This window comes from Methylobacterium sp. Leaf89 (genome assembly GCF_001422215.1).
Classification (GTDB): Bacteria; Pseudomonadota; Alphaproteobacteria; order Rhizobiales; family Beijerinckiaceae; genus Methylobacterium.
Genome location: NZ_LMML01000009.1, coordinates 1 through 13,902, shown reverse-complemented (window position 1 = coordinate 13,902; position 13,902 = coordinate 1). Strand labels below are relative to the sequence as shown.

At 71.5% G+C, this 13,902-nt stretch carries 13 protein-coding genes; 7 read left to right on the top strand and 6 right to left on the bottom strand.

Going from position 1 to position 13,902, the window contains the following annotated elements:
• Position 1 precedes the first annotated feature (1 nt).
• Positions 2–661: an OmpW family outer membrane protein gene (locus ASF18_RS03870; RefSeq protein WP_056349676.1), complete on the bottom strand. Its 660-nt coding sequence runs from the start codon at positions 659–661 to the stop codon at positions 2–4.
• 376 nt (positions 662–1,037) lie between these two features.
• On the opposite strand from ASF18_RS03870, the gene ASF18_RS03865 reads away from it, so the two are divergent.
• A complete protein-coding gene (locus ASF18_RS03865; RefSeq protein ID WP_056349673.1) occupies positions 1,038–2,351 on the top strand; it encodes a GGDEF domain-containing protein in 1,314 nt (437 codons plus the stop codon).
• 34 nt (positions 2,352–2,385) lie between these two features.
• Here the strand turns inward: ASF18_RS03865 and ASF18_RS03860 are convergent, their stop codons facing one another.
• The gene (locus tag ASF18_RS03860; protein WP_056349670.1) at positions 2,386–3,567 is read right to left on the bottom strand and encodes a hypothetical protein; all 1,182 of its coding nucleotides are present in this window, start codon (positions 3,565–3,567) and stop codon (positions 2,386–2,388) included.
• A 14-nt stretch (positions 3,568–3,581) separates the two neighbouring features.
• On the bottom strand, positions 3,582–4,490 hold the full coding sequence (locus ASF18_RS03855) for a LysR family transcriptional regulator (protein WP_056221836.1): 909 nt from the start codon (positions 4,488–4,490) through the stop codon (positions 3,582–3,584).
• A 126-nt stretch (positions 4,491–4,616) separates the two neighbouring features.
• Here ASF18_RS03855 and ASF18_RS03850 point away from each other — a divergent pair, with 126 nt between their 5' ends.
• The 5 genes from ASF18_RS03850 to ASF18_RS03830 all read left to right on the top strand — a co-directional run bounded on the left by ASF18_RS03850 (position 4,617) and on the right by ASF18_RS03830 (position 9,081).
• Positions 4,617–5,576, top strand: a complete 960-nt coding sequence (locus ASF18_RS03850) for an NrtA/SsuA/CpmA family ABC transporter substrate-binding protein (protein ID WP_056276977.1) — start codon at positions 4,617–4,619, stop codon at positions 5,574–5,576.
• A gap of 29 nt (positions 5,577–5,605) precedes the next feature.
• A complete protein-coding gene (locus ASF18_RS03845; RefSeq protein ID WP_244472580.1) occupies positions 5,606–6,424 on the top strand; it encodes an ABC transporter permease in 819 nt (272 codons plus the stop codon).
• Entirely contained in the window at positions 6,417–7,196 is a 780-nt protein-coding gene (locus ASF18_RS03840) for an ABC transporter ATP-binding protein (RefSeq protein ID WP_056349665.1), read from the top strand. The genes ASF18_RS03845 and ASF18_RS03840 overlap by 8 nt, the downstream gene beginning before the upstream one ends.
• 105 nt (positions 7,197–7,301) lie before the next feature.
• A complete protein-coding gene (locus ASF18_RS03835) occupies positions 7,302–8,219 on the top strand; it encodes a polysaccharide deacetylase family protein (protein ID WP_056349662.1) in 918 nt (305 codons plus the stop codon).
• Positions 8,209–9,081, top strand: a complete 873-nt coding sequence (locus ASF18_RS03830; RefSeq protein ID WP_056349658.1) for an alpha/beta hydrolase — start codon at positions 8,209–8,211, stop codon at positions 9,079–9,081. Before ASF18_RS03835 ends, ASF18_RS03830 begins: the two co-directional genes overlap by 11 nt.
• Positions 9,082–9,255: 174 nt before the next feature.
• Here the strand turns inward: ASF18_RS03830 and ASF18_RS03825 are convergent, their stop codons facing one another.
• A complete protein-coding gene (locus ASF18_RS03825) occupies positions 9,256–9,477 on the bottom strand; it encodes a hypothetical protein (protein WP_056221819.1) in 222 nt (73 codons plus the stop codon).
• 342 nt (positions 9,478–9,819) lie between these two features.
• Here ASF18_RS03825 and ASF18_RS24370 point away from each other — a divergent pair, with 342 nt between their 5' ends.
• A complete protein-coding gene (locus ASF18_RS24370; RefSeq protein ID WP_156389685.1) occupies positions 9,820–9,966 on the top strand; it encodes a hypothetical protein in 147 nt (48 codons plus the stop codon).
• Between the two features lie 142 nt (positions 9,967–10,108).
• On the opposite strand, the gene ASF18_RS03820 is transcribed toward ASF18_RS24370, so the two are convergent.
• Both ASF18_RS03820 and ASF18_RS03815 read right to left on the bottom strand, forming a co-directional pair.
• Complete coding sequence (locus ASF18_RS03820; protein ID WP_056221817.1) at positions 10,109–11,458, bottom strand: HlyD family type I secretion periplasmic adaptor subunit; 1,350 nt, start codon at positions 11,456–11,458, stop codon at positions 10,109–10,111.
• Positions 11,458–13,212, bottom strand: a complete 1,755-nt coding sequence (locus ASF18_RS03815; RefSeq protein ID WP_056221815.1) for a type I secretion system permease/ATPase — start codon at positions 13,210–13,212, stop codon at positions 11,458–11,460. Before ASF18_RS03815 ends, ASF18_RS03820 begins: the two co-directional genes overlap by 1 nt.
• Between the last annotated feature and the right edge of the window lie 690 nt (positions 13,213–13,902).

The window sequence follows — 13,902 nt, the reverse complement described above, 5'->3', positions numbered from 1 at the left end:
CTCAGAACCGGTAGCCGAGGCCGGCGCCCACCATGAGCATGTCCAGGTCGGCCGCCACCCGCACGCCGCCGATCATGTAGGATTGACGCGGCACGAAGAGGTACTTCACCGCAACGTTCCCGAACCAGTTGCCGCCGAGGTGATAGTCGAAGCCGGCCTGGAGCACGGGGCTGGCCAGCGACCCGAGCGTGAAATCGGGGATCCCCCGCGCCGGGTCGATCGCGATGGGCGTGGTCACGGCGAGGCCGACTCCGAGATAGGGATTGAGACGCGCCCCGGGCAGGAGGTGATACTGGAGGGTCGCCATGGCGGCGGCGTTCCAGACCGATCCGATCGCGACGTCGCCCACCAGCGAGTTCCGGATCTTCGGGCGGGTCCGGATCGGGCCCGCCTGTCCCTCGATGGCGATGTGATCCGTCAGGAAGTACGAGACGTCGCCGTCCGGCAGCAGGGCGGTGGGCGTCTTGCTCTGTCCGCCGATCACGGCGATGTGGGTGCTCTGCTCCGTGGGGATGGTGCCCATGATGCGGCCGCGCACGAGCCAGTCCCCGGCCCGCAAGCCGCGATCGACGCCGACGGGCTCCGCCGCCCGTGCGGGGCCCGCTCCGTCCGCGAGGACGACGGCCAGGAGCGAACCGAGGGACGAGGCGAGCTTCGACATGGGACGTGCTTTCGGAGAGGCCGGACCGCGCGACGCGCTCGGGCGCCGGGGCCCGGGCGGAAGGCCGCCGGGACGGGGCTCGCGCGGCGCACCCGGTCGCGGGGCTGTCCCGGAAAGCTAGGCGGATCGACTGAAGATACTCTTAAGCATGCCCTTTGCCGTGTCCTTAATCTTGCAGATTTACAGTATTGCAGGACGATTTTCGCGGATATGTATTTGATATATTGGTGCAAGTGCAATAAATATACCTGATCGTCGTCCCTGGGCATTGGTTGCGTATTCGTATCTTATGAAATGATAAATCCCGTGGCAGCCTCCACAGATGCCGTGATTGTTGTGACGGTGGTGGCGCTGTGTCTGGAGACGGAGTTCTGTGATGCTTGATCTCCACACCCTTCACTTTGCCAGTGCTGCCAGCCGGTGTGCCTACGTCGTCGTCTTTCTCGTCATGGCCCTCAGCCAGCGGCAGCAGACCTTTCTCTGGCAATGGATGGGCGCCATGGGGACGTCGATGGTGGGATCGCTCATCATGATGCACGTCCCGTCGTCCGACGCGCCGCCGGTCTGGATCGCGATGGTCGTCTACTGGCTCTACGCCGGGAGTCTCGTCCTGTGCTGGACGGGCCTGCGCAGCTTCTTCGGCCGCCCCGTGCGGATCGATCTCGGGATCTGTCTCACCGCCCTCCCGGGTCTCCTCTATCCGCTCCTGCTCTCGGCCGGTGTCGCCAACCGCCTGGCGGTCGCGGCCGTGTTCCTCTGCTGCCTCGGGGTCGCCCTCCTGGCCGCCCGCGAGACCGTTCGCCTGTCGCCGGGCGTCGAACGCCTGTGGTCGCAATCCATCGTGACCGTGGCGTTCGGCTCCTATGGGCTGGTCTTCCTCGTCTCGATCGGGGTCCTCGTCGGGACCGACTGGCCGATGGCCTCGGCGGAGACCGAGCGCACCTCCATGATCCTGGATCAGGTCATGGGGGTCTTCGCCTATTTCGGCTACATCGCGATGGCCGCCGAGCGCGCCAACCGGACGCTCCTGCGCTTGGCCGAGACGGATCCGCTCACCGGGCTCTCCAACCGCCGCGGCCTGCAGAAGCAGCTGCGCCGCCGCCTTCCGGCCCCGGGCCGGCAGGCGCTGGGCGGGGTCCTGATCCTGGACATCGACCACTTCAAGTCCATCAACGACCGCTACGGCCACGAGAGCGGGGACGCCATCCTGGCGACGTTCGCGGCCCGCGTGCGGGCAACGCTCCGGGCCACGGACCTGATCGCCCGCTGGGGCGGCGAGGAGTTCCTCATCGTTCTTCCGGGCGCCGGTCCGCAGGAACTCCTGCCCGTGGCCGAACGCGTGCGGGCAGCCGTCGCCGAGGAGCCGTTTCCGCATCGGTCCGGGGCCCTGACGGTCACGGTGAGCATCGGAGCCGCCATGATGGGGCTGGACGCGGCGAGCTTCGAGGAGGCGACGCGGCAGGCCGACGCCGCCCTCTACCGGGCGAAGGCCCAGGGGCGGAACCGCGTCTGCTGCGAGCCGAAGGCGGCTCCGACGCCCGGCGCAGTGGGGGGCGCAGTCGGGGGTGGCCTCGGGCAGGCCCGTGCCCTGCCGCTCGCCGATCCGACGCCGCTCGATCCCCCGGTGGTGGACCTGCCGGTCAACGTGCCGGTCGCCGATCTGCCGCACGCCGATCTGCGCCTGGCTTAGGGCGTCCCGGACCTGCTCCGGCCCGAAGACCCCGTCAGGCCCGACCCGCGTCCCGCAGGCTCGGGGGCCTGGGCCGGCGCCAGATCGCGCGTCCGAGGAGCAGTCCGAGGCGTCGGCAGAACAGCGCCAGACCCAGGCACCAGGCCAGCCCCGTCAGCAGGGCGCTGGCCAGGGCCGCGAGGCCGGCACCGAGGGCCAGGGCGCCGCGGCCGAGGAGCGCCAGGGTGGCGCGGGTGCGGGGGCCGAGGCGCTCGCTGAGGCGGACCGCGCGGGTGACGTCGCCGGGGTCCCGGGCGAGGCCGAGCACCTGCATCACCCCGCGCTGGCCGGTGCGGCGGCCGAGCACGAGGGCATCGCCGGCCAGGTTCGTCAGGCGCGCCACCGTGCCGGGCCGGATGGCGAGGCCGGCGGCGGCCCGCGCGCCGGCGACGTCCAGGCGGGCGGAGGCGGCGACCGCGCCGGCCACGGCCTCGCGATCGAGGCCGGCGCGGACCGTGCGGCCCAGGCTCGCGGCGAGTGCGGGCGAGAGCCGGCCGCCGCGCCGGGCCGCCTTCAGCACGGTCATGCCGGCCCGCCCGCCCGCGCCCGCCCCGGCCGTCCAGGTGGCGACGGTGAGCGGCAGGCCCACCAGCGCCATGCCGAGGAGGAGCGGGTCGTAGGGCTCGGCGCGGGCGTAGCGCCCGCCCTCGCGCAGGAGGTCGCGCAGGTCGCCGAGGCCGGTCACGTCGGCCGCGAGGGTGCCGGCGAGACCCGCCGTCCCCTCCGCGGTGCCCGAGACCGCCCCGGCCGCGAAGTCCCGGGCGGCGCGGCTCATCCGGCCCTGCGCCAGGGCCTCCACGCGGCCCCGGCGGGCCGGATCGACGGGCAGGCCGCGGGTCTCGGCCAGCGCCAGGAAGCTCAGGGCGAGGTCCTCGTCCTCCGCCGCGACCGCGGCATCGAGCCCGGCCTCCAGGCGCTCCGGCGTGGCCGCGCGCTCCAGGCGGATCTCCGCCAGGGCGCCGGGATCGTCGGCCGCCGCGAGGAGGCGGCCCGCGCGCGCGGCGGGTACGAGCACCGGTGCCGCCGCGACCGCCAGGGTCACGCCGGCCGCCAGGAGGCCGATCCAGCCCGCGGCCGCGGAGATCCAGGCCGCACCGCCGCGCAGGCGCATCCGCGTCATGTCCGATCCCGTGCCAATGGTCCGGGTGGAGATGGGGACGCGGCGGGGGACGCGCATCTCCGCCTCCGCCGTCAGGATGCCGCGACGCCGTAGCGCCGGTGCAGGCTGCTCGCGAAGCGGTCGGCGAACTTGGCCGTCGCCACCGGCAGGGTGCGGCCCCGCAGCTGCGCCAGGATCAGCGCCATCGGGGCGAGGTCCCGGGCGTCGATGGGGCGGGAGCGCAGGCGGGGATCGTCGGGGATGCCGCTCGGGACCTGCAGGCTGACCGCGTCCTCGCGCAGGACGAGGTTGCGCAGGAATTCCAGCGAGCTCGACTCAATGGCGGGCCTCAGCGGTGTGCCCCGGCGGCCCAGCGCGTCGTCGAAATGGTGGCGGATGGCGAGCGAGCGGTCCGGCAGGGCCATCGGGTGGGCGAGGCAGTCGCGCAGGCGCACCGGGCCGGTCTCCGCGGCCAGCGGGTGCTCGGCCCGCATCAGCGCGCACAGTGTCTGGCGGCAGGAGAACAGCACCTGCATGTCGGCCGAGGGCGGCGGCTGCAGCACCAGGGCGAGGTCGGCCTCGAACTGGGCCAGCGCCGCCACCGCCTGGACGTGGTCGCGCACCTGCACGGTGAAGGTCACCTGCGGGAACTGCGCCCGGTAGGCCTCGACCTCGTCCGGCACCACGTGGTTGACGAAGGCCTGGCTGCAGGCCAGCGCCACGTGCCCGCGCCGGACCCCGGACAGGTCGGCGATCTGCGAGCGCACCCGCTCCAGGTCGGCGCGCTGGTCGCGGATGTGGCGCACCAGCAATTCGCCGGCCGCGTTGAGGCGCATGCCCTGGGCCACCCGCTCGAAGATCGGCGTGCCGAGCTCGTATTCGAGGTCTTGGATCTGCCGGGTCAGGGCGGAGGGCGTGATGTTGAGCCGCTCCGCCGCCCGGCGGATCGCGCCGTGGCGGGCCACCTCGGCCACGTAGGTGAGGATGCGTAGGTGCTTCATCGTGCGGGTCCGCTGGTCCCGCCCCTGTTGCCCGATCGGCAACGGGGCAGTCAAGAAACAGCACTCGCGTGCAACAGGCGATGACCCTAGCCTCGGTGGTCGAGACTTGCCGTCCGGAGCCCCGCCATGATCCGCCGTCGCACCCTCCTGGCCGGCCTCGGCGCCGGCCTCCTGGCCACGCCCCTCGGCCTTCCCCGTCCGGCCCGGGCGCAGGCCCCCACGGTGATCCGGATGGGCTCCCTGAAGCTGATCCACTCGATCGCGCCGCATTTCTACGAGTCGTTCACCCCGGCCGGATACAAGGTCGAGGTCGTGCCGTTCGAGAGCCCCACCGAGTGCAAGAACGCGGTGGTGACGAAGTCGGTGGATTTCGGGACCTTCGGCATCGCCGCCGGCACCCTGGGAGCGGCCGCCGGCGAGCCCCTCGTCATCATCGCCTCGACCTGCAACCGCGGCATGGCGATCATCGCCAGGAAGGATGCGGGCATCGCCGCCCTCAAGGACCTCAAGGGCAAGCGCGTCGCCCTGTGGCCCGGCTCGACCCAGGAGGTCTTCGCCCTGGAGCGCCTGCGCCAGGAAGGGATGAGCGTGAAGGACATCACCCCGGTGCGGATCTCGTTCTCGGAGATGCACATCGCCCTGGCGCGCGGCGACATCGACGCCTATGTGGGCGCCGAGCCGGCCCCGGGCGTGAGCCTCGCCAGCGGCGTCGGCAGCCTCGTCGAGTATCCCTACGGGACCGAGATGGGCGCCCTCAACATGGTGTTCGGCGCGCACGCCGACACCACGGCGCAGCGGCCCGAGATCGTCCGCACGATGCTGGAGATCCACCGCAAGGCCACGGAGTTCGCGCAGGGCAACCGCGAGGCGATGATCGCCATGGCGGTGGCCAAGCTCGGGCAGAAGCGGGAGGCGCTGGAACTCTCCGCCCCGAACGTCGAGCTGAAATGGAAGCTCGGTGAGACCGAGGTCGCCCAGGCCAAGGTCTATGCCGACCGCATGCTCGCCCTGAAGCAGATCAAGCGCCTGCCCGATTTTTCGACCTTCATCGACACCCGCTTCGTCGATGCCATGAGGGACGCGTGAGCGCCGCGCCGGCCGCCGTCGCGGCGTCCGTGCCGGCGGCCCCGCCCCGCCCGCGCGTCGCATGGCCCTGGGGGCGCCTGCGCGCGGCGGCCCTGGCCCTGGCGATCCCCGCCGGGCTCGCCGTCATCTGGCATCTCCTGACGACGGGGCGGCCCTACAGCCTGATCCCGCCGCCCGCGGAGGTCTGGACGGCGCTGGTCGACCTCGCCGTGGGGGGCATCAACGACGACGCCTTCAGCGCCACCCTGCTCACCCATCTCGGCGCCTCGCTGTCGCGGGTCTACGGGGGCTTCGCCCTCGCGGTGCTGTTCGCGCTCCCCCTCGGCCTCCTCATCGGGCGGGTGCCGCTGATGCGCCAGCTCCTCGACCCGACCTTCCAGATCCTGCGGCCGGTGCCGGTCACCGCCTGGCTGCCGCTGGCCATGATCCTGTTCGGCCTCGGGCCGCGCTCGGCCTACTTCCTCGTCTTCCTCGGGGCGTTCTACCCCATCCTGGTCAACACCATCTTCGGGGTGCGCTCGGTGGAGCCGCGCCTGTTCGAGGCGGCCAGCATGCTCGGCTGCCGGGGCTCGGCCCAGTTCGCCCGGGTGGTGCTGCCCGCCGCCCTGCCGTCGATCTTCACGGGCCTGCGCCTCGGTCTCGGCTTCGCCTGGGTGGTGATCGTGGTCGGCGAGATGACCGGCGTGCAGACGGGGCTCGGCGCCATCATCATGGAGGCGCGCCAGCTTTCCCGCACCGAGATCGTCATCTGCGGCATGATCGTCATCGGCGTCGCGGGCTTCCTGTCGGACCGGATCGTCATGCTGATCGGCCGCCGCCTCCTGGCCTGGAGTCCGTCTCATGGGTGATCCGACGCTTCCGATTCTCGAGATCCGCGACGTCGGCAAGACCTTCGCGGTCCAGGGCAGGACGGTGACCGCCCTGAAGGGGGCCAACCTCACGGTGAAGCGGGGCGAGTTCGTCTGCCTGCTGGGCGCCTCGGGCTGCGGCAAGTCCACCCTGCTGCGCATCGCCGCCGGCTTCGAGCCGCCCTCCTCCGGCGAAGCGTGCATGTGGGGCAAGCCCATCGCCGGCCCCGACCCGTCGCGCGGCATGGTCTTCCAGGATTACGGCCTGTTCCCCTGGCTCTCGGTTCGCGACAACATCGGATTCGGTCCGAAATCCCGCGGGCGCCCTGCGCCTGAGATCCGCGACACGGTGGCCCGCTACATCGACCTCGTGGGCCTCGGCCCCTTTGCGGACGCGCATCCCCACCAGCTCTCGGGGGGCATGAAGCAGCGCGTCGCCATCGCCCGGGTGCTGGCCAACGAGGCGGAGGTGGTGCTGATGGACGAGCCCTTCGGGGCGCTCGACGCCATGACCCGCGAGCGCCTGCAGGACGAGCTCCTCGAGCTCTGGAGCCGCACGGGCCTGACCGTGCTGTTCGTCACCCACGCCATCGAGGAGGCGATCTTCCTCGCCGACCGCGTCGTGGTGATGTCGCCGAGCCCCGGCCGGATCGACGCCGTGCACGACATCGCCCTGCCCCGCCGCCGCGACGTCTCGAGCCCGGCCTTCAACGACATCCGCCGGATGCTCTCGGCCCAGCTCCACAGCCATCACGGCCGCGTCGCCGCGTGAGGCGCTGACGTCCGGAACGGGTCCCTCTCCCCCTCGAGGAGAAGGGGAACGGGCGGCGCCCGCCGCCCTCCACATGTCCAACCCCTGGTGCCGCACCGAGCCCGCATGACCGAACCGGATTTGTCGGACCCCCGCCGCCCCGAGCGCCGCCTCGCCTACTGGGCCGCCATCGACCGGCCGCGCCTCGTCCTGCCGAAGGGCAAGCACGTGGCGATTTGGCCGGTGGTGAATGTCGAGCACTGGCTCATCGACAACCCGATGCCGCGCCAGATCCTGGTGGCGCCGACCGGCGCGCCCCTCCTGCCCGACCTCGCCAACTGGGGCTGGCACGAATACGGGATGCGCGTCGGGTTCTGGCGCTTCCTCGCGGCGTTCCAGGCGCGCGGGGTCCGCCCGACCCTGTCGATCAACGGCTCGGTCTGCGAGGCCTATCCCCGCGTGGCGCACGAAGCCCACGCCGCGGGCTGGGAGTTCATGGGCCACGGCTTCCACCAGGTCCCGACCCACCGCATCGCGGACGAGCCCGCGATGATCGCCCGGACCCTGGCGGCGATCCGCGCCGTGACGGGGACGAACCCGCGCGGCTGGCTCGGGCCCGGCCTGACCGAGACCCTCGACACCCCGGACCACCTCGCCGCCGCCGGTCTCGACTATGTGGGCGACTGGGTGGTGGACGACCGGCCCAGCCGCATCGCCACCGCGACGCGCCCGCTCATCGCCCTGCCCTACTCGGTGGAGCTGAACGACATCCCCCTGCTGGCGATCCAGCATCACCGTGCCGACGAGTTCGTGGCCCGGGCGCTGGCCCAGGTCGAGCGCCTCGCCGCGGAGGCGGCCGGCGACGGGCCGCTGGGCGGCGCCAAGGTGATGGGATTCGCCCTCCACCCCTACATCACCGGCGTCCCCCACCGCATCGGGCTGCTGGAGCGGCTCCTCGACGCGCTCCTCGCCCGCGACGACGTCTGGTTCGCCCAAGGGGGCGAACTCGTGGACTGGTATCGGGGAACCGGCGATGAGGCTTGAGACCGACGGGACGCCGCCGACGGACTGGCGGGACCTCGACCGCGCGGCCCTGAGCCGGGCCTACGACAATGCGGGGGCGGTCGCCGACAGCGCCGCCCGCCTCGCCGACTGGAGCGCGCGCAGCGCCGCCCTCCGGGCCCGCCCGGGCCACACCCTCGATCTCCCCTACGATCCGGGGCCGCCCCACGCTGCCGGCCCCCGGAATCGGATCGACCTGTTCGCCTGCGGACGGGCCAGCGCCCCGCTGCTGGCCTTCATCCATGGCGGCTACTGGCAGCGGAACGCCAAGGAGGGCTTCGCCTGTCTGGCCGAGGGGCCGCTCGCCCTCGGCCTCGACGTGGCCCTGATCGGCTACACCCTGGCGCCGGAGGCGTCGCTGACCCGGATCGCGGACGAGATCCGGGCGGCCCTGCGCGCCCTACGGGCGCACGATGCCGCCGTGGGCCTGGGGCGTCGGCGCCTCGTGGTTTCCGGCTGGTCGGCGGGCGGGCACCTCGCCGCCCTGGCGCTGGACGGGCCGGACGCCGATGCCGGCCTCGCGATCAGCGGGATCTACGATCTCGCCCCCATCCGCCGGACGTCCCTCGACGACGCGCTCGGGCTCACGCCCGGGGAGGTGGAGGCGCTGTCGCCGATCCGCCTGGCCCCCCGCCGCTTCGTCCCCCTGGTGGTCGCTTACGGGGCCGACGAACTGCCCGAACTTCGGTGCCAGTCGAAGGCCTACGCCGCGTCGCGCGCGGCGGTGGAGCCCGAGACCCGCTGCGTCGCGCTCGACGGCGCGGATCATTTCTCGATCCTCGAGGCCCTGGCGCATCCGGACGGGCGCCTGGCCCGCATCGCCGCCGCGTTGGGCCATTCCTGAGTCGTCCCGGACGCGAATCGCCCCGCCTTCGCCCGGTCGGCCCCTCCTCGACCCGCCTTGGCTCAGGGCAGGCCACGCATCGTGAACCGCTGATCGTGAACCGCTCATGGAAAGTTAATGCACGGCCCCGTCGATGCGGCATAGCTTCGGCTTCGGACGCGCAGGCCCGCGCACTCACGCCCTCGGGACGACGGGGATGCGGTGCAGGTCCCGCCCGTCCGCATCCCGGATCACGAGATCCCAGGCGCCCTCGACATGGACCAGTTCGCCGCCCCTGCGAAGTTCCTCGATGACCAGCGCGGCCTGGGCGATGGCCTCGGCGAGGTCGGCCGCTTCGGCGCCCCTCGCGTCGGGCATCGTGGTCCGGCCATCGGTGAGATCGAAATGGAAGCGCATCGGGGAAATGGCCCTCGGGACGCAGGGACGAGCATGGGCCTGTCGCCCCCGCTGACCTGCCGCCCGAACCGCCGCACGTCCGTTCCAGGCCGGAAGGGATCCAGGTCTCAGGGTACGGGCGACGGGCCAGTCAAAGGGAGGCCGTGGCGTGCTCAGTATCGGATATCGTTGCTCAATCCCGATTAACTTCAGGTAGAATTAAGCGCTTCATTCATCGAAGATGCAATTGGCGAATGGGATGCGCAATTGCGCTAGAAGCAGGTATTGACAATCAGTCTGGAATAATACTTTTTGTCTTTTGTGCACTGCAAAAATGCGTCGTGGCATTGAGGGGCGCTGCCGATGAGCGGGTTCGACGGATATCTTGCAGGTCCCGGAAGCGAGAGGGCAGGAACCGAGACCCTGCCGGACGAGCGGGTCCTGGCGCTCCGCGCCCATCTCCGGGCCGTCCTTCGAAGCCTGATGTCCGCGATCCAGCCGGCCTGCTGATCCCTCCCGCCAGCGCACGGGCCATCCCCCGTTCAGGCGCAGCGGCCTTCGCGCAGGCCGGGGCCATCCGGCTTCCGGCGAGACGAAGGCCTCGCGCCACGTTTTCCTTTTCTCGCCAGGCCTTACCTTTTCTCGCCAGGCCTTACTTTTCTCGCCAGGCCTTGGCGATCTGGTCGGTGAGCGGCTTGGTGAGGTAGCTGAGCACCGAGCGGTTGCCGAGCTGCATGAAGGTCTCGACCGGCATGCCCGGGACGAGGCGGGCGGTGCCGAGGCGCTCCTTCTGGTCCTCCGGCACGCGGATGCGGGCCGTGTAGTAGCTCATCCCGGTCTTCGGATCGGAGGTGACGTCGGCCGAGACCCGCGACACCACCCCGTCGATCTCCGGCGTGGTGCGCTGGTTGAAGGCCGAGAAGCGCAGCACCGCCGCCTGGTCGAGGCGGACATTGTCGATGTCCTGCGGCTGGATCTTCACCTCCACCGCGAGCTGGTCCGCCTCCGGCACGATCAGCATGGCGGGCTCGGAGGGCGTCACCAGGCCGCCGATCGTGTGCACCGTCATCTGGTGCACCGTGCCCGATTGCGGGGCGCGCATGTCGACACGCTTGAGCTGGTCCTCGGCCGCCACGCGCTTCTCGACGTATTCCGACCACTTGCCCCGGATCTCGGCGAGGTCCTTGCCGGTCTCGGTGCGCATGTCGCCGTCGATCTGAAGGATCTGCAGCTCGGTCTCGGCGATCTTGCCGCGGGCCGAGGCCGTCGAGGCGAGGAGCTGCCCGCGCTCGCCGTCGAGGCGCGCGGCGTCGCGCTCGAGGGCGTTGACCCGGGCCAGGGGCACCAGGTTCTTGGCGTAGAGCTCCCGCACGCCCTGCAACTCGCCGGTGATGAAGCCGACCTCGCGGGCCTTGGCCGCGACCTGCTCGGTCAGGCCCTTGATCTCCTCGCGCAGCTGCTGGACGCGCTCGCGCAGCTGCGCCTTCTGGCCCTCGCGGCCGGCCACGCGGGACCTGAACAGCCGGGTCTCGCCCTCGATCAGGTGGGCCACCGAGGGATCGCTGTCCTTGCGGGCCAGCAACTCGGGCGGGAAGGCGATGGTGGCGGCGCCGTCGCGCTCGGCCTCGTCGCGGGCGCGCCGGGCGGAGAGCTCGTCGAGGGCCTTCAGGATGATGTCGAGGTTGGCCCGGGTCTGGGTCTCGTCGAGACGGATCAGGATGTCGCCGGCCTTGACGCGCATGCCGTCGTGGACCCGCAGCTCGCCGACGACGCCGCCGGTGGGGTGCTGCACCTTCTTCACGTCGGTTTCGACCACGAGCTGGCCCGGCGCGATCACGGCGCCAGAGATCTGGGTGAAGGTGGCCCAGCCGCCCACGCCCACCACCAGCACCGCGCCCAGGGCGAGGCCGAGGGCGAGGTGGCGGCGGATCGAGCCCTGCGCGGTGGGACGCGGGGCCGTGAGGGCGGGATGCAGGTCGACGGGGCTGAGGGCGACGGACATCATGCACTCTCCTGCAGGGCGCCGGGGCCGGCCTGCGTGTCCACGGGGCGGGCCTCCACGGGGACCGAGGCCGGACGCAGCACGCGCTTGAGGACCTCGTCCTTCGGCCCGAAGGCCTGGGCCCGGCCCTCCGCCATCATCAGGATGAGGTCGACCGCGCCGAGGGCGGACGGCCGGTGGGCGATGACGATGCAGATGCCGCCGCGGCGGCGCACCCCGATGATCGCCTGGGTCAGGGCGTTCTCGCCCTCCGCGTCGAGATTGGCGTTGGGCTCGTCGAGGATGACCAGGAAGGGATCGCCGTAGAGGGCCCGGGCCAGGCCGACGCGCTGGCGCTGGCCGGCGGAAAGGCCTGCACCGCCCTCGCCGATGCGGGTGTCGTAGCCCTCCGACAGGCGCAGGATCAGCTCGTGCACGCCGGCCGCGCGGGCGGCCGCGATCACGGCGTCGGAGGGGGCCTGCGGATCGAAGCGGGCGATGTTCTCCGCCACCGTGCCGGCGAACAGCTCCACCTCCTGGGGCAGGAAGCCGATATGGGGGCCGAGATCGTCGGCCGACCATTGGTCGAGGGCGGCGCCGTCGAGGCGCACCTTCCCGCGCACGGCCGGCCAGACCCCGACGAGGGCGCGCACCAGGCTCGACTTGCCCGAGGCCGAGGGGCCGATGACGCCGAGGCCCTGGCCGGCCTGGAGGGCGAAGCTGACGTCCTGGACCACGAGGCGGGGAGTTCCGGGCGGGGCGACGCTGACGCTCTCGACCTGAAGCGCGCGGGATGGCGCCGGGAGCGCGTGCGGCTGCGCGCCGGCGGGCATGCGGGCGAAGAGCTCGGAGAGGCGGGCCCAGGACTGGCGGGCCTGGACGAAGCTCTTCCAGTTGGCGATGGCGAGCTCCGCCGGGGCCAGGGCCCGGGCCACCAGGATCGAGGAGGCGATGATGATGCCGGCGGAGGCCAGACCGTTGATCACGAGGTAGGCGCCCAGCGCCAGCACCCCGGACTGCAGGGCGGTGCGGAACACCTTGGAGCCGGCGCCGTAGCCGCCGGCGATGTCGGAGGCGCGCTGCTGGGACTGCATGTAGTCGCGGTTGGCCAGGGCCCAGCGGGTGCCGAAGCGCCCCTGCATGCCCATGGCGGCCAAGACCTCGGCGTTGCGGCGGCCGGCCTCGGCCAGGCCGTTCCGACGCAGGCCGTGGGCGGTGGCGGTCTGGGCCGGATGCCGGGTCGCTCGGTCGGTGAGAAGGCCGAGGGTGGCGAGGACGGCCGCGCCCACGAGGGCGGCGACGCCGATCAGGGGATGGAACAGGAAGCAGATCAGCAGATAGATCGGCATCCAGGGGAGATCGAAGAAGGCGGAGGGGCCCGAGCCGCCGAGGAAGGCGCGCAGCTGGTCGAGGTCGCGCAGGGGCAGGAGGCCGTCGCCGGGGGCGGCCCCCTTCAGGGGCGCGCGCACCACGATGTCGAAGACTCGCCCGCTCAGGGATTCGTCCAGGGCGGCACCGATGCGGGCCAGGATGCGCGAGCGCAGGGCTTCGAGCAGTCCCTGGAAGATGTAGAGCACGAAGGCCAGGATGCAGAGGCCGATCAGGGTCGGTACCGACCGGCTCGGGATCACCCGGTCGTAGACCTCGAGCATGAAGAACGAGCCGGTGAGATAGAGCACGTTCACGAGCCCGCTCATGGCGGCCACGCCGATGAAGGCCGTCCGGCACTGCGCCAGTGCCGAGGCCAGCTCGGCGGAATCCCGGGCCTGCGTCACAATCTGCTTCCTTCCCGGCGAGACCGGTGCGGCCCGCCCCTCTCCACAACTGTATTTTGAGCGAGCCACTTAGTCGTTGCAAGTGTCTCCGCGCGCTGATGCCCCCTCGTGCGCACCCGTAATCAGTCGGGATTAAGTCTGATACCGAAGCGGAGCGCGTTGCGAGGTCGGAGCGAAGACGCCCCGCGACGCGGCCGCGGCGCATTCCATAGGCATGTGGCAATCGTGTGAAGATGCGGTGAATGCGCCCTCCCCCGAGATTCGGGCCGATCGGGGCCGCGGTGGCACAATCCGCCGTGGACAGGCCAAGACCGCCCCTCCCCCGCCGATCGGCACCGTGAGAGAGTGCCGCCGGATAGGGGTGGGGGCGACGCATGGGGGCCCTGCGCGCCCAACCCGGCGGTCGCTGGGGCGCCTTGCGCATGGGCGTCGTAAAAATGTGATGTTGGGTGTTGACGGCCCCGGCCGGCGCCCGTATACCCCGGCTCATCGGCGCCGGCCAACGGGTTTGGCGGCGCACCGACGCTTCTGCAGAGACTATCGGATGGGGATCCGGCGAAGAGCTGGATGACCAACTGTTTTTGTCTGTAGCGGCATTGGGACCGAACGGTTCGTGTTCGGTACAATGTTCTTTGACAAGTGAATCTGAGAAAGAGAAGCGTGGGCGGCGATTTTGCTCTTGCGGATCCT

Excerpts from the sequence above, each read along its gene's own strand:
- ASF18_RS03870 (WP_056349676.1), bottom strand. The coding sequence starts at position 661 with ATGTCGAAGCTCGCCTCGTCCCTCGGTTCGCTCCTGGCCGTCGTCCTC.
- ASF18_RS03865 (WP_056349673.1), top strand. The coding sequence starts at position 1,038 with ATGCTTGATCTCCACACCCTTCACTTTGCCAGTGCTGCCAGCCGGTGT.
- ASF18_RS03860 (WP_056349670.1), bottom strand. The coding sequence starts at position 3,567 with ATGCGCGTCCCCCGCCGCGTCCCCATCTCCACCCGGACCATTGGCACG.
- ASF18_RS03855 (WP_056221836.1), bottom strand. The coding sequence starts at position 4,490 with ATGAAGCACCTACGCATCCTCACCTACGTGGCCGAGGTGGCCCGCCAC.
- ASF18_RS03850 (WP_056276977.1), top strand. The coding sequence starts at position 4,617 with ATGATCCGCCGTCGCACCCTCCTGGCCGGCCTCGGCGCCGGCCTCCTG.
- ASF18_RS03840 (WP_056349665.1), top strand. The coding sequence starts at position 6,417 with ATGGGTGATCCGACGCTTCCGATTCTCGAGATCCGCGACGTCGGCAAG.
- ASF18_RS03835 (WP_056349662.1), top strand. The coding sequence starts at position 7,302 with ATGACCGAACCGGATTTGTCGGACCCCCGCCGCCCCGAGCGCCGCCTC.
- ASF18_RS03830 (WP_056349658.1), top strand. The coding sequence starts at position 8,209 with ATGAGGCTTGAGACCGACGGGACGCCGCCGACGGACTGGCGGGACCTC.
- ASF18_RS03825 (WP_056221819.1), bottom strand. The coding sequence starts at position 9,477 with ATGCGCTTCCATTTCGATCTCACCGATGGCCGGACCACGATGCCCGAC.
- ASF18_RS24370 (WP_156389685.1), top strand. The coding sequence starts at position 9,820 with ATGAGCGGGTTCGACGGATATCTTGCAGGTCCCGGAAGCGAGAGGGCA.
- ASF18_RS03820 (WP_056221817.1), bottom strand. The coding sequence starts at position 11,458 with ATGTCCGTCGCCCTCAGCCCCGTCGACCTGCATCCCGCCCTCACGGCC.